This window comes from Aggregatibacter sp. HMT-949 (assembly GCF_041734645.1).
Taxonomy (GTDB): Bacteria; Pseudomonadota; Gammaproteobacteria; order Enterobacterales; family Pasteurellaceae; genus Rodentibacter.
In genome coordinates this window covers 158,431-179,403 of the sequence record NZ_CP162010.1, presented here as the reverse complement: position 1 = coordinate 179,403, position 20,973 = coordinate 158,431, and the positions used below count along the sequence as shown (strand labels likewise).

The following is a 20,973-nucleotide window of genomic DNA, read 5'->3' as shown; positions in this document are numbered from 1 at the left end:
TTTGGGTAAAAATACAGGGGCTAAATTTTAGCCCCTGTGCCAATTAATCGTTTTGATTAATAAGGGCTGAGCCTTATTTCGATAACCCGAATTATTGTTCCGTCGCTTCCACTTCTACAACTAATTCTTCCGCAATCGCTTCAACATTGTTACCGCGACCTTCTTTCACCGCTGCTGCTGCAGCCGTTAAATAAAGTTGGATTGCGCGAGTTGCGTCATCATTGCCCGGGATAACATAATCCACACCGGCTGGTGTAGAGTTGGTATCCACGATAGCGAATACAGGAATGCCAAGGTTGTTCGCTTCTTTCACCGCGATATGTTCGTGATCCGCACCGATGACAAATAACGCATCCGGTAAACCGCCCATATTTTTGATACCGCCGAGGCTTAATTCAAGTTTTTCCATCTCACGGCTACGCATTAACGCTTCTTTTTTGGTTAATTTGTCGAAAGTACCGTCTTGAGATTGGGTTTCCAAATCTTTTAAACGTTTAATTGATTGACGAACTGTTTTCCAGTTAGTCAACATACCGCCTAACCAACGGTGATTTACATAATATTGTTGACAGTCTAATGCCGCGGCTTCTACCGCTTCTTGAGCTGCGCGTTTCGTACCGACGAATAAAACTTTACCGTTGTTGCTCGCGATGCGGGTTAATTCGGCAAGCGCGTCGTTGAATAAAGGTAAGGTTTTTTCAAGATTGATGATGTGAACACCATTACGTGCACCAAAAATGAAAGGTTTCATTTGTGGATTCCAGTAACGAGTTTGGTGTCCGAAGTGTACGCCCGCGTTGATCATGTCGCGCATTGAAACTTGTGCCATAATATTTTCCTTTTATTGGGGTTGAGCCTCCACATATCAGCTCATCGACCGTTTGGCACCCCGATGAAGCCTTGATGATATGTGTGTGTTGTAAATAAAAACGCTGTTTTTTTAACGGCAAAAACAGCGGTGCGTTTTATATCACAAAGAGAGGGCGAAAACCAGTTTATTTTTACGCCGAAACGATTTTCTTTGCCCGAACGAAAAGCAACACCGGGCGATGCTGCAAATCTTTAAATTCATCGAGCCACTCGGGTTGATCGGCGAGCATCGGTTCTGCCATTCGCTCGATTTGAAACCCCGCCGCAATTAAATCGTTAACAATTGTTGCAACGGTGCGATGGTAAGTTTTAAACGGCTGTTTGAACCAATTTCGGTCGCGCTCGCCTTCCTCGCGATAATGATTCAAACGATACGCAACCTGTTGTTTATTATTATCCTTTTCCCAGCGTTCGCCTTCTTTGTGGCAAGTGGTTATTGGATGTTCCTGAGAAAACAGCAACGTGCCGCCGGGCGCTAATTTATCGGCAATTGAAGCCAACAACGCAGGAAAATCTTGCACATAATGAAAAGCGAAAGAACTGGTAATCACGTCAAAACCGTCTTCCGGCAAGTCGGCTAAATTTTCCATCGGTAAGTGATACAAAGAACAGACTGTCGTATCAGCACCGCATTGGAGCAAGTCGTGGTGGGCTTGCGCTAACATATTGACGGATAAATCCAACCCCGTCACCGCCGCCGCGCCTTGTTGCAAATAAAGCCGTAAATGCTCGCCGCAGCCGCAACCAAGATCGAGCAATTTTTTGCCGTGTAAATCCGGTAATAACGCAAGCATGGTCGGCTTTTCCACAATTTCGTTTAAGCTTATCGGATTGGCACGAAGCTTTCGATAAAGCGCGAAAAAATGTTCGTGGTAGTATATGCTGGTTTTCTGATTCATGAACTCCCTCAACAGCACCGCATTGAACAAAGAAAGGATCATTTCTTTACCTTCCGCAAGATGCACTAAAAAGCGATGCGACGATTAATTATTTGAAACGATTTGGAGAAGAACCACATCGACACACTGCGTTGTCATTCGGTGCAATGATAGAACATTTATGCTCGGCATACTGTAAACAAAAGCATCCAATGCGGTGCCCGTAAGCGGATTCAGAGGCAACACTTGAGCAAAAATGGATGAGTTAACTCCAAGATAAAATAAAGCGGTGAACCACCTTTACAGACTGTAAATTCTAAAATACAATCCGCGTAAATTTTTAATTACAAAAAAGGAATGAAAAATGAACAAAACCGTAGGCAGTACATTACTCGTCGCCGGTACCATGATCGGCGCAGGCATGCTCGCCATGCCGCTCACTTCGGCCGGCATCGGTTTCGGCTTTACCATCGTTTTATTGCTATCACTGTGGGCATTGCTTACTTTCAGCGCCTTATTATTCGTTGAACTGTATCAAACCGCCGAAAGCGACGCGGGCATTGGCACGCTTGCCGAACAGTATTTCGGCAAAGCGGGACGCATTGTTTCCACCTTGGTTTTAATCGTTTTTTTATATGCATTAATCGCCGCTTACGTCAGTGGCGGCGGTTCACTGCTGATGGATTTATTACCCGCCACAGGCGATACGGGCAGCTCCAATAAGCTCGCCGTGTTACTCTTTACCGTGATTTTCGGCACATTTATTGTAATCGGCACCCATTCGGTGGACAAAATCAATCGCGTCTTATTTTTCGTGATGATCGCCGCGTTCGTGCTGGTGTTGAGCTTAATGTTACCGAAAATCCAATTCGACAACTTAATGGCAATGCCGATCGACAATGCTTTAATGATTTCCGCCAGCCCGGTGTTTTTCACCGCATTCGGTTTTCACGGTTCCATTCCGAGTTTAAATAAATATTTGGGGGGGAACGTAAACGCGTTGCGCCGGTCGATTTTGGTCGGTTCGGGAATTACGCTCGGCGCCTATATTTTATGGCAACTTTCCACCCACGGCTTACTCACGCAAAACGACTTCTTACAAATTTTGCAAGAAGACGCTACCTTAAACGGCTTAGTGAAAGCGACGCTTGCGATAACCGGCAGCAGCATCATTGCCGGCGCAGTAAAATTATTCTCAACCTTGGCCTTGGTAACATCATTTCTAGGCGTGGGGTTAGGTTTGCTGGAATGTATCGAGGACTTACTAAAACGTTCCTTTAACCGCTCCGCCGGCCGCATCACGCTCGGTTTATTCACCTTTATTCCGCCATTGATTTTCGCTTTGTTCTACCCGGAAGGTTTTATCTTGGCGCTTGGCTACGCCGGCCAAATGTTCGCCTTCTACGCAGTGGTATTGCCGGTCAGCTTAGTATGGAAAGCGCGCCGTCTCCATCCGCATCTGCCGTACCGCGTCCGAGGCGGCAATCTGGCCTTGTTCGTGGTGTTAGCGCTCGGCGTGGCAATTACCGCCATTCCGTTTGCCATCCGCGCCGGATATTTGCCTTTCGTGGTCGGTTGATCGACAAAATAGCACCGCATTGAAATCCCTTCCAATGCGGTGCTATTTTCAACAAAGAACGGCCGTTAAGTCGGAATTACGCCTACAATCTCACCTTTTCCCCACCGAACGCTTCCAGCAAGTTTTCGGTTAATTTCGCCAGAATTCCTGTCATTAACACAAAATCCGCATCAAAACGTTGGGCAAAATCTTCTTTCGAAATATCTTCATTTTTCTCCCGCACGCTATCGGCAAATTTAAGGCGTTTTAGGCTACCATCTTCGTTAAACACGAAAGTTAAAGTATCTTCCCATTCCAACGCCAATTTGCTCACGACTTTTTTGCCCTCTTGCAACAAGGCGAGAATGTCTTCATTTTCCAACGGTTGTTTTTTGCAACGAATCACGCTGTCTTCTTGGCTGCCGCGCAGTTCGGCTTCTTCTAACGCAATCAACCAATGAGGCAAATTATCTTGCGTAATCCAATCGGTTAAAATCGTGCTTGGTTCGTTGGCAAAGGCAAGCGGCACCACCGGCAAAGAACCGAGGGATTTGCGTAATAACGCCAACACGTCTTCCGCCCGTTTGGCAGAAGCCGCATCCACATGCAGCAAACCGCTTTCCGTATCGATCCACAACGCCGTGTATTGATTTTTGCTGAAAGCACGCGGCAATAAATTCATCACCACGTCGTCCTTTAAAGTTTGCTTTTCATTTTTTTTCAGCTTGCGATTTTCTTTTTCTTCAAGGCTTTCAATGCGGTGCGCTAACTCGCGTTTAACAACATTTGCCGGCAACATTTTTTCTTCCTTTTGCGCCACCAACAAAATCTGTTTACCGACAGAAAAATACAGTAAATCCGAACCGCGCAACGGCGCAGACCAGCCGAATTTACTTTGATCTTGCACGCCACAAGGATGGAATCGACATGTTTCCAACTGCGTTTGTAACTGCGTGAGATCCCATTCCAACGACTTGGTAAGACGATAACTCATCAAATTTTTGAACCACATCGTAAACTTCCTTCATAATAGGGTAAAATACGCGCCATTGTAGCCCATAAACTGATAGGAAAAAACGATGCAACACAAATTAATCGCCTTTATCGGCGGCGGCAATATGGCGCAAGCAATCGTACTTGGTTTGTTAAAGCAAGGCTATCCGGCTGAGCAGATTATTGTGAACGACCCAAACGAAACAAAACGCGCATTTTTTGCCGAACTCGGCGTGCAAACGGCACAAGATAACGCGGTTAGCGCAAAGCGTGCCGATGCGGTGCTGTTGGCGGTGAAACCGCAAATGATGGCGGAAGTGTGCCGCTGCCTAGCGGGGGTTGATTTTAGCGATAAATTATTGATTTCCATCGCCGCAGGCATTTCTACCGCGCGCTTGCAAGCATTGATTCCGAGTGCCCAATCCGTAGTGCGCGTGATGCCAAATACGCCGGCACTCGTAAACGAAGGCATGGCAGGCTTGTTTGCGGCTAAAAATACCGCGCAAGTCGATTGCATTTTCGTACAAGAATTGTTGAATACGGTGGGCAAAACCCTTTGGCTGCACGATGAAGCGCAAATGCACGCAGTCACCGCAGCATCCGGCAGCAGTCCGGCGTATTTCTTCCAAATGTTGGAAGCGATGCAACAAGCGCTGGTCGAGATGAATTTAGATGCCGACAGCGCCTGCGCCTTGGTGCGACAAGCCATATTCGGTGCGGCCAAAATGGCGATCGATAATACGCAACTCGACTTTTCCACATTACGCCGAAACGTCACGTCCAAAGGCGGCACGACGGAAGCGGCATTAGCCGTATTCAACGCGCAACATTTTAATCAAATCGTCGCACAAGCCATGCAAGCCTGCGCCGCGCGTTCGCAAGAAATGGAAAAATTATTCTGATGCAAATTCGTCCCTTTTATTGGCTCGCCTTGAGTTTCTTGGGTTATTACTGTGCCTACGGCGTGTTTTTGCCCTTCTTTCCTGCATGGTTAAGATCGCAAAACTATGGCGAAGAAATGATCGGGCTGGTCATCGGCAGCGCCTATATTTTCCGTTTTGTCGGCGGCTTATTATTTTCTTCGTTAATCCAAAAAGCCGCGCACATGATCGTCTCGCTACGCCTGCTCGCCCTTGCCAGCGTCTTGACGGCAGTGGCGTTCAGTTTGTTCGCGCATCATTTCTGGCTATTATTTTGCGTTGTCGGTTTATTTGCTGCAGTAAACGCGGCCGGAATGCCTATCGGCGATTCCCTTGCCGCCACTTGGCAACGCCAAATCGGGCTGGATTACGGCAAAGTGCGATTAATCGGTTCTTTGGCGTTTATTTTGGGCGTCGTGGTGTTCGGCGGAATAATCGACAGCCTCGGTGCGGAAAATATCGTATGGATGTTAACCGCTCTTTTGCTGTTCTATACTTTGATTCAATTATTAAAACCTGCCATTGCGCCACAAGACGAAACCTCGGAACAAGGCGAAAACCGTCGAATCGGCTTTTTAGCGCTACTGAAAAACCCGACAACTTTACGCGTAATGCTCGCCGTCGGCATGATTCAAGGTTCACACGCCGCCTATTATGTATATGGCACGATTTATTGGACCGATATTGGCCTTTCCGTCACACAAACCGGCTTGCTTTGGGGCATTGGGGTCGGCGCGGAAATTCTGTTATTTTTCTTTTCACGTCGTTTATTTCAAAACGTATCGGTCAGTAAATTGTTTTATTTCTCCGCCGCAGCCTGTGTCGTTCGTTGGGCGGCGTTTGATTACGTTCGGGAGTTCACTTTAATTCTATTATTACAACTGATGCACAGCCTTACTTACGCCCTGTGTCATTACGCTGTTGTGCGCTACATCACCACGCGACCGCAAAGTCACATCGCCAAATTACAAGGCTTATATAACGGCTTGTCAAACGGCCTTCTTATCGCGCTTTTCAGTGCGATTGCCGGCATAATTTACCCTGCATCGCCGACTATCACTTTTCTATTTATGAGCGCGATTGCCGCAGTCTCTTTCTTGCTAATTCCACGCAAGTTGGAGGCTTTCTTAATGAAACAATCTTAACAGCACCGCATTGAAACCTTGCAGCAATGGACTTCCGAACGGGCACCGCATTGAAACCTTGCAGCGATGGACTTCCGAACGGGCACCGCATTGAAATCATCTTTCTCGTCCCCGTAAACGAACGTGAAGATAACCGTAAGAGATAAATTATGATTTACCAAATTATCGCTTTGCTCATTTGGAGCAGCTCATTAATCGTCGGCAAAATGACATATTCCATGATGGATCCCGTGCTGGTGGTACAATCGCGCCTAATTATCGCAGCGATTTTTGTGCTGCCACTATTTCTGCGACACTGGAAAAAAATTGATAAATCAATGCGCAAACAACTCCGGTGGCTGGCATTTTTCAATTACACCGCCGTTTTTTTGCTGCAATTTATTGGCTTGAAATACACTTCCGCCGCCAGTGCGGTTACGATGATCGGTTTGGAACCGTTGCTGGTGGTTTTCATCGGGCATTTCTTTTTTAAAGACCGCGCTCGCGGGCTCCATTGGCTGTTCGGCGCGATGGCCTTTTTAGGCGTAGCGATAATGATTAACGGCGGGCAACATCATGACGGCATCAATGACATTAGTCTGTTCGGCTGTTTACTGGTATTAGTCGCCGGCATTATTTTCGCCGGTGTATTGCGCTGGACTCAAAACGTCGTGGCGCGCGTATCCAACCAAGCCTACACTTCAACCACCATCGTACTAGGCTGTCTAATCACCCTGCCGTTCACTTTGCTTTTAACCGAAAGTTGGCGAATTGAATGGGACTTTTACGGCGTCATCGGTTTATTTTATCTTGCCATCGGTTGCAGCTGGCTGGCATTTTGGCTCTGGAATAAAGGTTTAAACAGCGTAGATGCGAATCTTTCCGGCATTTTGGTGGCGTTGGAACCACTGTTTGGAATTTTATTTGCGGTAGCCTTGCTCGGCGAAAGTCTTTCGACGCTATCCACCCTCGGCATCGCCCTTATTATGCTCGCCACCATTGGCTCGGCGTTACTGCCAAAATTGTTGAAAAAATAGGTTTTATGAAAGGAGAAAAATATGGCTTGGATTCAAATTCGCTTAAACAGCACGAATGAAAAAGCAGAAAAAATAAGTGATTTTTTAGAGGAAATCGGTGCCGTTTCCGTCACGTTTATGGACAGTCGAGATACGCCGATTTTCGAACCGCTGCCGGGCGAAACCCGTCTGTGGGGCAATACCGACGTCATCGCGCTTTTTGATGCGGAAACCGATATGGCGGAAATCGTCGGCTTATTAAAACAGGCGGGCCATTTAGAGGATGGCGCGGCATATAAAATCGAGCAAATCGAAGACAAAGATTGGGCACGCGAATGGATGGATAACTTCCATCCTATGCAGTTCGGTAAACGTTTATGGATCTGTCCGAGCTGGCGTGAAGTTCCCGAGCCAAATGAAGTGAATGTGATGCTCGATCCCGGCTTGGCCTTCGGTACCGGCACACACCCAACCACCGCACTTTGCTTAGAATGGTTAGATGGTTTGGATTTACAGGACAAAACGGTGATCGACTTCGGCTGCGGTTCCGGTATTTTGGCCATCGCCGCGCTGAAACTCGGCGCCAAAAGCGCAATCGGCATTGATATTGATCCGCAAGCGATTCTTGCCAGTCGTAACAATGCGCAACAAAACGGTGTTGCGGATCACTTGCAACTTTTTTTATCCGACGAAAAACCGGCGAATCTTAAAGCGGACGTTGTAGTCGCCAATATTTTAGCCGGCCCATTAAAAGAACTTTATCCGCTAATTAGCTGCTTGGTGAAAGAAAACGGCGATTTGGGCTTGTCCGGTATTTTAGAAACGCAAGCTCAATCCGTCTGCGATGCTTACGCCCAAACCTTTGATTTGGAAGAGGTCGCGGTACGTGAGGAATGGTGCCGAATTACGGGCAAGTTAAAATCGCTTTAATTTTATTTTGTCAATTAAAAAAAGTGTATTTTTTGAACAAAATTCGCTTTGCAAAGCATATTAAAGTGCGTATGATAGCACGCCTTGTCGGTTGTCGCCCCGTTCGACAGCAATTGGATTTAGGCTTGCTCCAAGGTGAAAGGTAAAATGCGCATCGGTCCTTACCCATTAAAAAATCGTGTTTTACTAGCACCGATGGCGGGCATTACCGATAAACCTTTCCGCCGTCTTTGTGCCCATTACGGCGCGGGATTGACCTTCTCCGAAATGATGTCCGCCAATCCGCAACTTTGGCATACAGAAAAATCCAAATTGCGTTTGGCGCATAGCGATGAATTGGGCTTCAATGCGGTGCAGATCGCAGGTTCCGAGCCGTTGGAAATGGCGCGAGCTGCAGTGGCGAATGTGGAATCTGGTGCGCAAATCATCGACATCAATATGGGCTGTCCTGCCAAAAAGGTAAATCGCAAACTTGCCGGCTCGGCATTGTTGCAGTTTCCCGAATTGGTGGAAAACATTCTGCGCGAAGTCGTCAAGGCGGTCGATGTGCCGGTAACCTTGAAAATTCGCACGGGCTGGAATAAATCTAATCGAAACTGCGTGCAAATCGGCAAAATTGCAGAACAATCCGGTATTCAGGCTTTAACCATTCACGGACGGACGCGAGAATGTCTTTTTAAAGGGGAAGCGGAATACGACAATATTCGCGCGGTCAAACAAGCCGTTTCGATCCCGGTGATTGCCAACGGCGATATTGATTGCGCGGCAAAAGCAAAACAGGTGCTTGATTACACCGGCGCCGATGCAATTATGATCGGACGTGCCGCGTTAGGCAATCCTTGGCTGTTTCAAGCAGTGGAAAGCTTAATTGAACGCGATACGATCATTCAAACACCAAGTTTAAGTGAAAAATGCGCTCAAATTTTGCGCCATATTCAAGAATTACACCAATTCTACGGCGCCTCAAAAGGCTACCGCATCGCCCGCAAACACATAGCTTGGTACTTACAGGAAATTCGACCTGGTTCCGTTTTTAGACAGACTTTTAACGCAATAAATGATCCGCAGGAACAACTTATTGTGTTGGAAGATTTTTTAAATTCAATTTTGGATAAAGCAAGATGTTAGAACAACAACGTAGTCCGTCTGAAGCATTAACCGTTTCAGTGTTAAACTCTCAATCACAAGTCACCAACAAACCGTTACGTGATTCCGTAAAACAAGCATTACGCAATTACTTATCTCAATTAGACGGGCAAGATGTGAATGATCTTTACGAATTAGTATTGGTAGAAGTCGAACATCCAATGTTAGACATGGTGATGCAATACACACGCGGTAACCAAACCCGCGCAGCGAATATGCTTGGCATTAACCGCGGCACCTTACGCAAAAAATTAAAAAAATATGGTATGGGCGGCTAATCACTCAACCTGTCGAAACATAGTTTGATATCAAACAACAGCACCGCATTGGGAGCGATTCCAATGCGGTGCTGTTTTTAAGCCGTTAAAATTTCAAATAAAAATCCTTCGTCAATGCGACAAATTCTGCGGTGTATTGATGGTGTTCGTCGTAAATCACCAATTCGTCTTGCCTTAACGCTCGCGACTGTTTGGCGAAAGTGATTAACATTCGCCGCGGCGTTTTGCCGATTTTAGTCATGACCGCGGTCTGCTTCACGCAATGCAGTTCGGCCGAATCCATCAGGCTTTTTACCGCCTCGAAAGGCACGACAAAACTTATTTCTCCGTTCGACGATAATCGTTGTGCAGCCCGATTTAACCAATCCGAATGACATTGTTGCATATAACGCGCCAGTTGCCGTTGCGCATTTTTACAGTGCACGCCTTGCGCAAAATAAGGCGGATTAGCCACAATTAAATCAAAGGGGGAAGCGGTCTCGGCCAAAAAATGCAATACATCGCCCTGATGCAGTTCAATGCGGTGCCGCCAAGGAGAGTCGTTGATATTTTGTTGCGCTTGTTGCGCCGCGGCGGGATCGAGTTCCACCGCATGAATCTGACAATCTGGCGCACTGCGCTGTGCCAGCATCAACGCCAACAATCCCGTGCCGCAGCCCATATCCAATATTCTTCGACAGTTCGTGACATCCGCCCAAGCGCCGAGCAAAATGCCGTCAGTGCCGACCTTCATCGCGCAGTCTTGTTGATTGATATGAAACTGTTTAAAGGTAAATCCGCTCATATATTTTTCCTAAACCGACCGTACTTTAACCGGTATTTCAGGTATAATCCGCGCCGATTTTAACAAAAAAGCCGCACAATAATGAATTTATCCCAATTTGAACAATTCGATCTTTCCCCCGAGCTTTTAAAAGCACTCGACCAAAAGGGCTACGTTCGTCCGACTGCGATCCAAACGAAAGCCATTCCGGCGGCTATGGAAGAACGCGATGTATTAGGTTCGGCGCCCACCGGGACGGGCAAAACCGTTGCCTTTTTATTGCCGGCATTACAACATTTGTTGGATTATCCACGCCGTAAACCGGGCCCGCCACGCGTTTTAGTGCTCACCCCAACGCGCGAGCTGGCCATGCAAGTGGCGGAGCAAGCGCAACAGCTGGCACAGTTCAGCCGTTTAGATATCGCAACCATCACCGGCGGCGTAGCCTATCAAAATCACGGCGAAGTATTTAATTCCAACCAAGATTTGGTGGTAGCAACGCCGGGACGTTTATTGCAATACATTAAGGAAGAAAATTTCGATTGTCGTTCAGTAGAAATATTAATTTTCGACGAGGCGGATCGTATGTTGCAAATGGGCTTCGGGCAGGATGCGGAAAAAATTGCGGCGGAAACCCGTTGGCGTAAGCAAACATTGCTATTTTCCGCGACGCTTGAAGGCGAATTGTTGACAGATTTTGCCGAACGTTTGCTCAACGATCCGGTGAAAGCGGAAGCGCAACCGAGTCGTCGTGAACGCAAAAAAATCAATCAATGGTATTACCACGCTGATAGTCGGGAACACAAGATCAAATTGCTCGCACGCTTCGTCGAAACAGAACAAGTAAGCCGCGGTATAGTGTTCGTACGTCGTCGCGAAGACGCACGCGAGCTTTCCGAAACTTTGCGTAAACGCGGCATTCGTTCCGCCTATTTAGAAGGTGACATGGCGCAAACGCAACGCAATAACGCCATTGATAAATTAAAATCAGGCATCGTAACGCTACTGGTGGCGACGGATGTGGCGGCGCGCGGCATTGATATTGACGATGTCAGCCATGTGATGAACTTCGACTTACCGTACAGCGCGGATACCTATCTGCACCGCATTGGACGCACGGCACGCGCCGGTAAAAAAGGCACCGCAGTATCTTTTGTGGAAGCGCACGATTATAAGTTGCTCGGTAAAATCAAACGTTACACGGAAGAAATTCTAAAAGCGCGAATTTTGGAAGGCTTGGAACCTCGTACTAAAGCACCGAAAGACGGCGAAATAAAATCGGTTTCCAAAAAACAAAAAATGCGTATTAAAGAAAAACGCGAAGAAAAGAAAAAAGTCGAGGCGAAGAAAAAAGTGAAAATACGCCATAAAGACACGAAAAATATCGGTAAACGACGCAAGCCGAGCGGATCAAAAAAAATTTAGTTCGGTGAGGCAACACTTTCGTCGTTGAACGGCATCAATATTGCCATTGCTCACGATTTTCTTTGCCAGGTAAAAATAGCACCGCATTGGAGCCCACCAATGCGGTGCTATTTTTAGTTGGTGCTAAAAAGCCACGGATTAAACCTTAGCAACGATAACCCCAGCAACGATAACCTAAGCAGTGAAAACTGACCGGCTCAATTTCAGGTTCACTTCATGCTCTCCGCCCAATACGTCAAATTTCACCGTCGCGGTTGCGCTGTGCAAACGGGGCGCCCAATAATTCTAAATTGCGTTATGCCCAAAGCGGAATTTTTACACAAGATAAATGGCACAAACCGCTAAACAAGGTATAATCAGCGCATTTTTTGACAAGGGAAATTCGATGAAAATTAACTTTACCCAAGTTTTGCAAGACAGTTGGCATTTTTTTCGTAATCAACAGAAAACCATGCTGCAATTGGTTTTCATGCTTTTTATTGTACAAGTATTGAGCGTCTTATTAACTCCCGATTTTATGGCGCAAGACGCCGTTTCGGGCGGTAATACATTGTCCGATTTAAGCCAAATCAATGCGTCGGACTTTTTAGCTTCTTTTTTACCGGCGCAATTAGCCAGTATTTTTATCAGCGCTTGGGGATTGATGACGATTCACCAAATCAGTCGGCACAATCCGCTTACGTTGAGCGCAAATTTTGTGTTGACCTTACGTCGTTTCATCGGTGTGATCGTGTTGGAAACTGTGAGTGTGCTTCCCGTGTTGTTCGGCGTCGCGCACATTGTCGGTGCCGCACTTAGCAACACGGCGCCTTCTATAGCCGCATTATTGATGATTTTCTTCGGCATATACTTTTTTATTCGGCTGAATTTAGCCTCACTCCATTACCTCACAACTCAAGACGGAATAGGCCAATCTTTACAAAAAATTTGGTGGCAAGGGCGCAATCAAAAAACCGCGTTGCTGATTTATGCTTTATTGGTGTATTTTGTTGCCCCGATGCTGATTCTGCAATTAAGTGTGCTTTCGGAGAATCTTACCTTTTCGGTTATCGTAAGCCTGACGGCTGCATTGATCAATATTTTTACATTAGTAGTAACTTATCGTTTTTACAGTTTATTTATGCAGGAGCCATAAATGAAGCAACTACTTGATTTTATTCCATTAATTTTATTTTTTGTAACCTATAAATTAGGTGGCGTACGCGAAGCAGCGATAGTATTGGTTATCGCCACGATTGCGCAACTGATCATATTGAAATGGAAATATGGCGCCATTGAAAAACAACAAAAAATAATGGCCGGCGCAGTAGTTTTCTTCGGTCTGCTTACCGCCTATTTCAACGAACTGCGCTATTTACAATGGAAAGTCACCCTTATCAATGGGTTATTCGCTGTCGTATTATTGGTGGCACAGTTTCAATTTAACACGCCTTTAGTAAAAAAATTACTCGGTAAAGACATTCAATTGCCGGAAAAAGCCTGGAATAGACTCAATCTCGGCTGGGCGACATTCTTTATTATTTGTATGTTAACCAACATTTATATCAGCCAAAATATGTCGGAAGAAGCTTGGGTGGATTTCAAATCTTTCGGCTTAATCGGAATGACGCTGATCGCCACGCTTATTTCCGGCGCCTATATTTATCGATTTTTGTCGCAACACGAACAAAAAAACGAAGGAAACAATCGTAAAGGAGAGCAATAATGATCTCGAATTTTATTGACAACAATGGTCGCCAATCGAAAGGCGTTTTATTACTACGCACCCTTGCCATGCCCTCCGACACTAATGCCAACGGCGATATTTTTGGCGGCTGGATTATGTCGCAAATGGATATGGGCGGTGCGATTTTAGCCAAAGAAATCGCTCACGGACGCGTGGTCACCGTTGCCGTGGAACGGATGAACTTCATCAAGCCGATTTCCGTCGGCGACGTAGTATGCTGCTACGGACAATGCCTAAAAGTCGGTCGGTCGTCGATTAAAATCAAAGTGGAAGTCTGGGTCAAAAAAGTCGCCAGCGAACCGTTCGGCGAGCGTTATTGCGTCACTGATGCAGTATTCACTTTCGTGGCCGTGGATAATCAAGGCAAATCCCGTACCATCCCGCGCGAAGGCAACCACGAATTGGAAAGCGCCTTAGCGGCGATTCAAGAATACGAAGCGCAACAACCGCATTGTTAAAAGGAAAAAGTATGTATTACGTGATTTTTGCACAAGATATCCCCGACACCTTGGAAAAGCGCCTCGCTGTACGCGAACGGCATTTAGCGCGCTTAACTCAATTACAAGCGGAAGGCCGTTTACTCACGGCCGGCCCGAATCCGGCCATTGACGCCGAAAATCCGGGCGAAGCCGGCTTTAGCGGCTCCACCGTGATCGCCCAATTCGATAACTTACTCGCTGCCAAAGATTGGGCGGCGCAAGATCCTTATGTGGAAGCCGGCGTTTACGGTGAAGTGATCGTCAAACCGTTTAAAAAAGTCTTTTAATTGAACAAAGGAAACGAAAAGCGAATCAAAAGATTCGCTTTTTTATCAGGCCAAAAATGGAGTCGCCCAAGAGCACCGCATTGAAGCCCCGTGTGACAAGCCTCCAATGCGGTGCTCAAATGACATCTCGCGGTTTTACTTTCAGCCTTTTTGGCGTAACCCAAAAACTAACGCAAAGACAATAGCCATGCTCAGTATGAAAAAACCTCTCCTTATTTCCCTCGCGCTTCTTACCGCGTTTACGCAATCAACACAAGCCAACCAAGCGAAGCAAGAATACGCCGAGAATACTAACTTAGCGAGCCAACAAAGCCAATGGCGACAAAAGCAACAAACGGCGGAATTAAAACGGCTGCAACAGCGTGCGACTTTTTTACAGTTTGAAAATCTGCTGAAAAGCGCGCTCAAAAATCAACGCGTTGCCGCAAACAAGCCGATTTTTCTGCAACTGTTACACGCGCTTGAAGGCTATCCGCTGCAACAAGACGCTTGGGCGGCATATTTCGACGCTCAAATTAAACAAATAACGCCGAATACTTCTCGAGATGAAACAATTGCGCTCAAAAATGAGCTGGAAGCTTATATTAACGAACATCCGAGCCATTTTCTGCACGCACGTTTGCAACAAAATATTCTCACGCTGCTGAATAATGCCGATGCGCCGGAATTAGTGGACTATGCAAAAAAAATCAAACCGCAAAGTTTGGCGATACAAGTCGCCGCATTGAATATGGAATATCGGCTCACCGAACAATCTCAAGACAACGCTCAATCGAATCAAACTCGGCAGAACGAGATTTTGCAACGCTTTGGTGCGCTTTGGCTGGCTAACGGTGAATTGACCGACGACGCGCCGCTTTGGGCGCAATGGAATGCCAGCGGTAGTAGAACCGCGGGCAATATTATTCAAAAAGCGCAAAATCTGTTCGCTCAAAATGATCTTAAAGGGTTACAACGCTTGGCAAAAGAATCTGAACGCGCGGGCAATACGCAAGAAGATTCGGGCATTTCGGCAGATTTACAACGTTTGGTGAATTTGCTGAAAAATCCGGCGAATTTAAAAGCGCTGGCAGATAAATCACCGCTTAGCGAAAATGACTATACGCGCTATCAATTTGCCGTCGTACAAGGCTTTAATCGCTATTTATACAGCATGCCGGAAAATATCGACGAGCCAAATTTCACGCCTTATGAACAATGGGCGCAAACTTGGCGATTAAGCGATGCGCAAATTCGCGACTGGAAAATTGCTTTTCTCAACCGCTTTTTTGATAACCCAAGCCAGAATTTTCAACACTGGCGCGATGTGGAGATCTTAAAACTGGCTGCAGATAACTTAATTGAACGCCGCCTGCGCATGGCCATTTGGCAAAAAACGGATTTACAACCTTGGCTGAACGCCTTGTCGCAAGAAGGCAAAGCGAAGCAAGAATGGCGTTATTGGTTGGCGAAAACGAATAAGTCAAAAACGCACGAAATGTTAAGCGCGCTGGCCAAAGAACGCGGTTTTTATCCGATGTTGGCCGCCACGACATTAATGCAAAATGAACTCGCTCTACAGCACCGCATTGAAGTGGCGTCATTAGCGGATAAAAACGCGCAAAACGAGATCGCCGATAAGTATCGTGCGGCTTTGTTAGAAATCGATGAACTGCGTCAACTGGATCGTCTTGGCGCAGCCAAACAACGTTGGCGTTTTTTATTGGAAAATCTGCCGCCAGAAAACAAACAAGCGATGCAAATCGCCTTGAGCGAATACGCGAATCAGCAAAATTGGTTCGATTTGGGCGTGGACGGGTCGATTATCGCGCAAGCCAAAGAAAATATTGCACTCCGTTTGCCAAATGCCTACAGCGATTATTTCGATATTGCGTTGAACACGCCAACGCACGCTCGATCTATCAGCAAAACCTTTGCGATGGCGATTGCGCGGCAAGAAAGCGCCTGGAACCCGATGGCGCAGTCGTCTGCGAATGCGCGGGGGTTGATGCAATTGTTGCCGGGCACCGCACAAGTTACAGCGGATAATAATCAATTACCGTATCAAAGTGAGCAGGATTTGTTCAAACCACTGAATAATATTTTGCTCGGCACCGCGCATTTGAACGAGTTAAACACGAAGTATCCCGATAACCGCATTTTGATTGCAGCAGCCTACAATGCGGGGGCGAGTCGGGTGGAAAAATGGTTGGCGCGTGCCGATGGCAAATTGGCAATGGACGAATTCATTGCGTCGATTCCTTTTTTTGAAACGCGCGGTTATGTGCAAAACGTATTAACATACGATTTTTACTACCAACTTTTACAACGTAAAGAAAATCCACAAACTTTTAGCAAAGCCGAATTTGATCGGCTATACTAAGCGCACTAGTTTAATAGTATAGGATGGTAACAATGTATATCAGTCGTAACTTAGCGCAGTGGAACGCATTTCTCGCAATGCTACGAACCGCTTTTGAACAAGGTAAAGCGCAAGAACTTTTAACTTTGCTTCTCACGCCTGACGAACGCGATGCTGTAGGATTGCGCTTACAGATCGTCTCACAACTATTAAAACAGGACTTATCGCAACGTGAAATCCAACAAAATCTGAATACCAGCGCAGCGACGATTACGCGCGGTTCAAATATGATTAAAACGATGGATCCGGATTTTATGCAGTGGGTGAAGCGGCATCTTGATGGCATTGAAACGAATTAATCGAATTGCAGCCGCATTTTTATGCTCATTTAACCTCAAACAGCGGAAGAAAAATTGGCAACGTATTGCGATCCAATTTTTCTTTGCTGTTTTTGCTTTTGTACTGCTGCTTCGTTTTGTACCTATTCCCTTTTCTGCCTATATGGCACAACAGCAAATCGGGCATTTTCTGCAAGGTGATTTTGCTTATCGAGCAAAATCCGATTGGGTGAGTTTAGATGAAATTTCGCCCGCCATGCAATTAGCCGTGATTGCTGCGGAAGATCAACGTTTCCCTGAGCATTTTGGGTTTGACTTTCACGCTATTGAACGCGCTTTTAAGCATAACGAAAAAAACAAACGTAGCATTCGTGGCGGTTCGACGCTTTCTCAGCAAACTGCCAAAAATCTTTTTTTATGGCACGGGCAAAGTTGGTTACGCAAAGGGTTAGAGGTACCGGCGACGATATTATTAGAATTAAGTTGGTCAAAAAGACGTATCTTGGAAGTATATTTAAACATTGCTGAATTCGGCGATGGTATTTTTGGTGTGGAAGCGGCAAGTCATTATTATTTCAACAAATCAGCCCAAAATCTGACTCAATCAGAAGCTGCACTGTTGGCCGCCGTATTGCCGAATCCGATTATTTACCATGTTAATAAGCCTAGCGCCCTGGTTCGCAAAAAGCAACAATGGATAATACGGCAAATGCAGCAACTGGGAATTGAATATTTAAAACGGTTATAAAAAAAGAGCGGTTAAAAATAACCGCTCTTTTTTTATTATCAATTATTATTCTTCAGATGTCTCAGCGACCTCTGGGCGATCAACAAGCTCAATGTAAGCCATTGGAGCATTGTCACCTGCACGGAAACCACACTTCAAGATACGGGTGTAACCACCTGCACGTTGAACGAAACGTGGACCTAATTCATTGAATAGTTTCGCAACAGTTTCAATGTTACGAGTACGAGCGAATGCTAAACGACGGTTTGCAACGCTATCTTCTTTTGCTAATGTAATTAACGGTTCAACTACACGACGTAATTCTTTAGCTTTAGGTAAAGTAGTCTTAATGATTTCATGACTAACTAAAGCACTAACTAAATTACGAAACATCGCTTGGCGATGACTACTATTACGGTTTAGTTGACGACCACTCTTACGATGGCGCATGATCTTATCCTTCTCAGAAAAATCTTAACCTATGACCAGACTAGTCTTCAGCAATACTTGCCGGTGGCCAATTTTCAAGGCGCATACCAAGTGACAAGCCACGTGAAGCAAGAACATCTTTAATTTCAGTAAGAGACTTCTTACCAAGATTAGGTGTTTTTAATAACTCAACTTCTGTACGTTGTACTAAGTCACCGATATAGTGAATTGTTTCTGCTTTCAAACAGTTAGCAGAACGAACTGTCAACTCTAAATCATCAACAGGACGCAACAAAATCGGATCAAATTCCGGTTTTTCTTCCTTGACTTCAGGTTGACGAACATCACGCAAATCAACAAATGCATCAAGTTGCTCTGCTAAAATTGTCGCAGCACGACGGATTGCTTCTTCAGGCCCTAACGTCCCATTAGTTTCCAGTTCAATAACTAATTTATCTAAGTCTGTGCGCTGTTCGACACGAGCCGCCTCAACATTATAAGAAATGCGCTCAACGGGGCTGTAACAAGCGTCAACAAGCAAGCGACCAATTGGACGATCATCCGCTTGAGCACGGGCCGAAGCCGGAACATATCCTCTGCCACGTTGAACACGAATACGCATACTAACAGATGCGCTTTCATCAGTTAAGTGACAAATCACATGATCCGGATTTACAATTTCAACATCACCATCATGAGTGATGTCCGCTGCGACAACAGGGCCAATTCCAGATTTATTTAGTGTCAGAATAACATCATCTTTATTCTGTACTTTAACCGCTAGACCTTTAAGGTTCAAAAGCACTTCAAGAATATCTTCCTGAATACCTTCCTTACTACTATACTCGTGCAATACACCTTCAATTTCCACTTCAGTTACAGCACAACCTGGCATTGAAGATAGAAGGATACGGCGTAATGCATTACCTAGAGTATGACCAAAACCACGCTCTAACGGTTCAAGGATCACTTTAGTATGACTTGAACCAACTTGTTCGACATCTACTAAACGTGGTTTTAAAAATTCTGTAACAGAACCCTGCATTTTATCCTCTCTATGCTTTTAAGCTTAACTATTATTTAGAGTAAAGCTCAACGATCAGATGTTCGTTAATATCTGCTGATAAATCAAAACGTTCAGGAATGCGTTTAAATACACCTTCCATTTTAGCAGTATCAACTTCTAACCAAGTTGGTTTTTCTCTTTGTTCTGCTAGCTCTAATGATGCTTTAATACGTGCTTGCTTTTTAGACTTTTCGCGAACTGCTATAACATCATTAATCGACACCTGGAAAGATGGGATGTTTACAACACGACCATTAACAACAATTGCTTTGTGGCTCACTAATTGACGAGCCTCCGCACGAGTCGAAGCGAACCCCATGCGATAAACAACATTATCTAATCTGCCTTCTAATAACACTAATAAGTTTTCACCAGTATTACCTTTTAAACGATTTGCTTCTTTATAGTAGTTACGGAATTGACGTTCTAAAATACCATAGATACGACGAACTTTTTGTTTTTCACGTAATTGACTACCATAATCAGACAAACGCGGTTTACGAGCACCGTGTTGACCAGGCACTGTATCAATTTTACATTTTGAATCAATCGCACGCACGCCTGATTTAAGGAATAAATCAGTACCTTCACGACGGCTGAGCTTGAGCTTAGGTCCCAAATATCTTGCCATTTTCTTTCTCCAACTATCCTATTACACCATTTAAACACGGCGTTTTTTCGGTGGACGACAACCGTTATGAGGAATCGGAGTCACGTCAGTAATATTCGTAATACGAAAACCCGCAGCATTTAATGCACGAATTGTTGATTCACGACCTGGACCCGGTCCCTTAACCATAACTTCCAAGTTCTTTAATCCAAATTCTTTAACGATTTCAGCACAACGCTCTGCAGCAACTTGTGCAGCAAATGGAGTTGATTTACGAGAACCTCGGAACCCTGAGCCACCGGCAGTTGCCCAAGCTAGGGCATTACCTTGACGATCAGTAATGGTAACGATTGTATTATTGAAAGATGCGTGAATATGTGCAACGCCATCTACAACTTGTTTTTTTACACGTTTACGTGTACGAAGTGGTGTTTTAGCCATTATCTACCCCGACTATTTCTTGATCGGCTTACGAGGACCCTTACGGGTACGCGCATTAGTTTTAGTACGTTGACCACGTACTGGTAAACCACGACGATGACGTAAACCTCGGTAACAACCTAAATCTAATAGACGTTTGATATTTAATGTTACTTCACGACGTAAGTCACCTTCAACAGTAAATTTACCAACTTCGTCACGCAGTTTGTCAATCTGCTCTTCAGACAATTCTCTGATCTTAACATCTTCAGCAATACCCGCAGCAGCACAAATTGCTTTTGAACGAGTTTTACCAATACCATAAATTGCAGTTAAAGCAATTACAGTATGCTTTTGATCAGGAATGTTAATGCCTGCAATACGGGCCACTATGCACTCCTATTTTTTTAAAATTAAATTGACATTCTGATCTTGAAAAGCCCGTTTTCAGGATACTCAAACAAAATGTCAATGACATAAATGAGTCGAGCAGTATAACTGCCCAACTAGTTCTTTGCAAGGAAAAATTATTAATTAACCTTGGCGTTGTTTATGTTTAGGGTCATTACACAGTACGTGTACAACACCTTCACGTTTAACAATTTTACAGTTACGACACATTTTTTTTACGGAAGCACGAACTTTCATT

At 45.2% G+C, this 20,973-nt stretch carries 25 protein-coding genes; 15 read left to right on the top strand and 10 right to left on the bottom strand.

What is annotated here, in order from left to right; all coding sequences use genetic code 11:
- Positions 1-91 precede the first annotated feature (91 nt).
- Both rpsB and AB3F25_RS00955 read right to left on the bottom strand, forming a co-directional pair.
- Positions 92-829 (bottom strand): 30S ribosomal protein S2, encoded by a 738-nt coding sequence (gene rpsB / locus AB3F25_RS00960; protein ID WP_373603667.1) that lies wholly within the window; start codon positions 827-829, stop codon positions 92-94.
- 172 nt (positions 830-1,001) lie between these two features.
- Positions 1,002-1,769 (bottom strand): class I SAM-dependent methyltransferase, encoded by a 768-nt coding sequence (locus AB3F25_RS00955; protein ID WP_373604301.1) that lies wholly within the window; start codon positions 1,767-1,769, stop codon positions 1,002-1,004.
- A 343-nt stretch (positions 1,770-2,112) separates the two neighbouring features.
- Between AB3F25_RS00955 and AB3F25_RS00950 the strand changes: the two genes are divergently transcribed.
- Positions 2,113-3,327 (top strand): aromatic amino acid transporter, encoded by a 1,215-nt coding sequence (locus AB3F25_RS00950; RefSeq protein ID WP_373603666.1) that lies wholly within the window; start codon positions 2,113-2,115, stop codon positions 3,325-3,327.
- A gap of 82 nt (positions 3,328-3,409) precedes the next feature.
- On the opposite strand, the gene rdgC is transcribed toward AB3F25_RS00950, so the two are convergent.
- The gene (gene rdgC / locus AB3F25_RS00945) at positions 3,410-4,318 is read right to left on the bottom strand and encodes a recombination-associated protein RdgC (RefSeq protein ID WP_373603665.1); all 909 of its coding nucleotides are present in this window, start codon (positions 4,316-4,318) and stop codon (positions 3,410-3,412) included.
- 67 nt (positions 4,319-4,385) lie between these two features.
- Between rdgC and proC the strand changes: the two genes are divergently transcribed.
- The 6 genes from proC to fis all read left to right on the top strand — a co-directional run bounded on the left by proC (position 4,386) and on the right by fis (position 9,713).
- A complete protein-coding gene (gene proC / locus AB3F25_RS00940; protein WP_373603664.1) occupies positions 4,386-5,201 on the top strand; it encodes a pyrroline-5-carboxylate reductase in 816 nt (271 codons plus the stop codon).
- The gene (locus tag AB3F25_RS00935; RefSeq protein WP_373603663.1) at positions 5,201-6,364 is read left to right on the top strand and encodes a 3-phenylpropionate MFS transporter; all 1,164 of its coding nucleotides are present in this window, start codon (positions 5,201-5,203) and stop codon (positions 6,362-6,364) included. The genes proC and AB3F25_RS00935 overlap by 1 nt, the downstream gene beginning before the upstream one ends.
- Before the next feature lie 149 nt (positions 6,365-6,513).
- Positions 6,514-7,380 (top strand): DMT family transporter, encoded by an 867-nt coding sequence (locus AB3F25_RS00930; protein ID WP_373603662.1) that lies wholly within the window; start codon positions 6,514-6,516, stop codon positions 7,378-7,380.
- A 21-nt stretch (positions 7,381-7,401) separates the two neighbouring features.
- A complete protein-coding gene (gene prmA / locus AB3F25_RS00925; RefSeq protein WP_373603661.1) occupies positions 7,402-8,289 on the top strand; it encodes a 50S ribosomal protein L11 methyltransferase in 888 nt (295 codons plus the stop codon).
- 147 nt (positions 8,290-8,436) lie between these two features.
- Positions 8,437-9,417, top strand: a complete 981-nt coding sequence (gene dusB, locus AB3F25_RS00920; protein ID WP_373603660.1) for a tRNA dihydrouridine synthase DusB — start codon at positions 8,437-8,439, stop codon at positions 9,415-9,417.
- Positions 9,411-9,713: a DNA-binding transcriptional regulator Fis gene (fis, locus tag AB3F25_RS00915; protein ID WP_373603659.1), complete on the top strand. Its 303-nt coding sequence runs from the start codon at positions 9,411-9,413 to the stop codon at positions 9,711-9,713. Before dusB ends, fis begins: the two co-directional genes overlap by 7 nt.
- Before the next feature lie 85 nt (positions 9,714-9,798).
- Here fis and AB3F25_RS00910 read toward each other — a convergent pair whose 3' ends face one another.
- Complete coding sequence (locus tag AB3F25_RS00910) at positions 9,799-10,497, bottom strand: tRNA1(Val) (adenine(37)-N6)-methyltransferase (RefSeq protein WP_373603658.1); 699 nt, start codon at positions 10,495-10,497, stop codon at positions 9,799-9,801.
- Positions 10,498-10,578: 81 nt separating this feature from the next.
- On the opposite strand from AB3F25_RS00910, the gene srmB reads away from it, so the two are divergent.
- The 8 genes from srmB to mtgA all read left to right on the top strand — a co-directional run bounded on the left by srmB (position 10,579) and on the right by mtgA (position 17,820).
- Complete coding sequence (gene srmB / locus AB3F25_RS00905; protein ID WP_373603657.1) at positions 10,579-11,901, top strand: ATP-dependent RNA helicase SrmB; 1,323 nt, start codon at positions 10,579-10,581, stop codon at positions 11,899-11,901.
- Positions 11,902-12,229: 328 nt separating this feature from the next.
- Positions 12,230-13,036 carry a hypothetical protein gene (locus tag AB3F25_RS00900; protein ID WP_373603656.1) on the top strand — a complete coding sequence of 269 codons (807 nt, stop codon included), beginning with the start codon at positions 12,230-12,232 and terminating at the stop codon, positions 13,034-13,036.
- A complete protein-coding gene (locus AB3F25_RS00895; protein ID WP_373603655.1) occupies positions 13,037-13,606 on the top strand; it encodes a septation protein A in 570 nt (189 codons plus the stop codon).
- Complete coding sequence (gene yciA, locus AB3F25_RS00890; RefSeq protein ID WP_373603654.1) at positions 13,606-14,085, top strand: acyl-CoA thioester hydrolase YciA; 480 nt, start codon at positions 13,606-13,608, stop codon at positions 14,083-14,085. Before AB3F25_RS00895 ends, yciA begins: the two co-directional genes overlap by 1 nt.
- 11 nt (positions 14,086-14,096) lie before the next feature.
- Positions 14,097-14,393 (top strand): YciI family protein, encoded by a 297-nt coding sequence (locus tag AB3F25_RS00885; protein WP_373603653.1) that lies wholly within the window; start codon positions 14,097-14,099, stop codon positions 14,391-14,393.
- A 196-nt stretch (positions 14,394-14,589) separates the two neighbouring features.
- Positions 14,590-16,755, top strand: coding sequence for a transglycosylase SLT domain-containing protein (locus AB3F25_RS00880; protein ID WP_373603652.1), 2,166 nt, complete (start codon positions 14,590-14,592; stop codon positions 16,753-16,755).
- Between the two features lie 32 nt (positions 16,756-16,787).
- Positions 16,788-17,093, top strand: a complete 306-nt coding sequence (gene trpR / locus AB3F25_RS00875; protein WP_373603651.1) for a trp operon repressor — start codon at positions 16,788-16,790, stop codon at positions 17,091-17,093.
- Complete coding sequence (gene mtgA / locus AB3F25_RS00870) at positions 17,074-17,820, top strand: monofunctional biosynthetic peptidoglycan transglycosylase (RefSeq protein ID WP_373603650.1); 747 nt, start codon at positions 17,074-17,076, stop codon at positions 17,818-17,820. The genes trpR and mtgA overlap by 20 nt, the downstream gene beginning before the upstream one ends.
- A 45-nt stretch (positions 17,821-17,865) precedes the next feature.
- Here mtgA and rplQ read toward each other — a convergent pair whose 3' ends face one another.
- The 6 genes from rplQ to rpmJ form a co-directional block, all read right to left on the bottom strand.
- The gene (rplQ, locus tag AB3F25_RS00865; RefSeq protein ID WP_373603649.1) at positions 17,866-18,249 is read right to left on the bottom strand and encodes a 50S ribosomal protein L17; all 384 of its coding nucleotides are present in this window, start codon (positions 18,247-18,249) and stop codon (positions 17,866-17,868) included.
- A 40-nt stretch (positions 18,250-18,289) separates the two neighbouring features.
- Positions 18,290-19,273 (bottom strand): DNA-directed RNA polymerase subunit alpha, encoded by a 984-nt coding sequence (locus AB3F25_RS00860; protein WP_373603648.1) that lies wholly within the window; start codon positions 19,271-19,273, stop codon positions 18,290-18,292.
- Between the two features lie 31 nt (positions 19,274-19,304).
- Entirely contained in the window at positions 19,305-19,925 is a 621-nt protein-coding gene (gene rpsD, locus AB3F25_RS00855) for a 30S ribosomal protein S4 (protein WP_373603647.1), read from the bottom strand.
- 30 nt (positions 19,926-19,955) lie between these two features.
- Positions 19,956-20,345 (bottom strand): 30S ribosomal protein S11, encoded by a 390-nt coding sequence (gene rpsK / locus AB3F25_RS00850; protein WP_373603646.1) that lies wholly within the window; start codon positions 20,343-20,345, stop codon positions 19,956-19,958.
- A gap of 12 nt (positions 20,346-20,357) precedes the next feature.
- The gene (gene rpsM, locus AB3F25_RS00845) at positions 20,358-20,714 is read right to left on the bottom strand and encodes a 30S ribosomal protein S13 (RefSeq protein WP_373603645.1); all 357 of its coding nucleotides are present in this window, start codon (positions 20,712-20,714) and stop codon (positions 20,358-20,360) included.
- 144 nt (positions 20,715-20,858) lie between these two features.
- Entirely contained in the window at positions 20,859-20,972 is a 114-nt protein-coding gene (rpmJ, locus tag AB3F25_RS00840) for a 50S ribosomal protein L36 (RefSeq protein ID WP_373603644.1), read from the bottom strand.
- Position 20,973 lies beyond the last annotated feature (1 nt).

Excerpts from the sequence above, each read along its gene's own strand:
- rpsB (WP_373603667.1), bottom strand. The coding sequence starts at position 829 with ATGGCACAAGTTTCAATGCGCGACATGATCAACGCGGGCGTACACTTC.
- AB3F25_RS00955 (WP_373604301.1), bottom strand. The coding sequence starts at position 1,769 with ATGAATCAGAAAACCAGCATATACTACCACGAACATTTTTTCGCGCTT.
- AB3F25_RS00950 (WP_373603666.1), top strand. The coding sequence starts at position 2,113 with ATGAACAAAACCGTAGGCAGTACATTACTCGTCGCCGGTACCATGATC.
- rdgC (WP_373603665.1), bottom strand. The coding sequence starts at position 4,318 with ATGTGGTTCAAAAATTTGATGAGTTATCGTCTTACCAAGTCGTTGGAA.
- proC (WP_373603664.1), top strand. The coding sequence starts at position 4,386 with ATGCAACACAAATTAATCGCCTTTATCGGCGGCGGCAATATGGCGCAA.
- AB3F25_RS00935 (WP_373603663.1), top strand. The coding sequence starts at position 5,201 with ATGCAAATTCGTCCCTTTTATTGGCTCGCCTTGAGTTTCTTGGGTTAT.
- AB3F25_RS00930 (WP_373603662.1), top strand. The coding sequence starts at position 6,514 with ATGATTTACCAAATTATCGCTTTGCTCATTTGGAGCAGCTCATTAATC.
- prmA (WP_373603661.1), top strand. The coding sequence starts at position 7,402 with ATGGCTTGGATTCAAATTCGCTTAAACAGCACGAATGAAAAAGCAGAA.
- dusB (WP_373603660.1), top strand. The coding sequence starts at position 8,437 with ATGCGCATCGGTCCTTACCCATTAAAAAATCGTGTTTTACTAGCACCG.
- fis (WP_373603659.1), top strand. The coding sequence starts at position 9,411 with ATGTTAGAACAACAACGTAGTCCGTCTGAAGCATTAACCGTTTCAGTG.
- AB3F25_RS00910 (WP_373603658.1), bottom strand. The coding sequence starts at position 10,497 with ATGAGCGGATTTACCTTTAAACAGTTTCATATCAATCAACAAGACTGC.
- srmB (WP_373603657.1), top strand. The coding sequence starts at position 10,579 with ATGAATTTATCCCAATTTGAACAATTCGATCTTTCCCCCGAGCTTTTA.
- AB3F25_RS00900 (WP_373603656.1), top strand. The coding sequence starts at position 12,230 with ATGGCACAAACCGCTAAACAAGGTATAATCAGCGCATTTTTTGACAAG.
- AB3F25_RS00895 (WP_373603655.1), top strand. The coding sequence starts at position 13,037 with ATGAAGCAACTACTTGATTTTATTCCATTAATTTTATTTTTTGTAACC.
- yciA (WP_373603654.1), top strand. The coding sequence starts at position 13,606 with ATGATCTCGAATTTTATTGACAACAATGGTCGCCAATCGAAAGGCGTT.
- AB3F25_RS00885 (WP_373603653.1), top strand. The coding sequence starts at position 14,097 with ATGTATTACGTGATTTTTGCACAAGATATCCCCGACACCTTGGAAAAG.
- AB3F25_RS00880 (WP_373603652.1), top strand. The coding sequence starts at position 14,590 with ATGAAAAAACCTCTCCTTATTTCCCTCGCGCTTCTTACCGCGTTTACG.
- trpR (WP_373603651.1), top strand. The coding sequence starts at position 16,788 with ATGTATATCAGTCGTAACTTAGCGCAGTGGAACGCATTTCTCGCAATG.
- mtgA (WP_373603650.1), top strand. The coding sequence starts at position 17,074 with ATGGCATTGAAACGAATTAATCGAATTGCAGCCGCATTTTTATGCTCA.
- rplQ (WP_373603649.1), bottom strand. The coding sequence starts at position 18,249 with ATGCGCCATCGTAAGAGTGGTCGTCAACTAAACCGTAATAGTAGTCAT.
- AB3F25_RS00860 (WP_373603648.1), bottom strand. The coding sequence starts at position 19,273 with ATGCAGGGTTCTGTTACAGAATTTTTAAAACCACGTTTAGTAGATGTC.
- rpsD (WP_373603647.1), bottom strand. The coding sequence starts at position 19,925 with ATGGCAAGATATTTGGGACCTAAGCTCAAGCTCAGCCGTCGTGAAGGT.
- rpsK (WP_373603646.1), bottom strand. The coding sequence starts at position 20,345 with ATGGCTAAAACACCACTTCGTACACGTAAACGTGTAAAAAAACAAGTT.
- rpmJ (WP_373603644.1), bottom strand. The coding sequence starts at position 20,972 with ATGAAAGTTCGTGCTTCCGTAAAAAAAATGTGTCGTAACTGTAAAATT.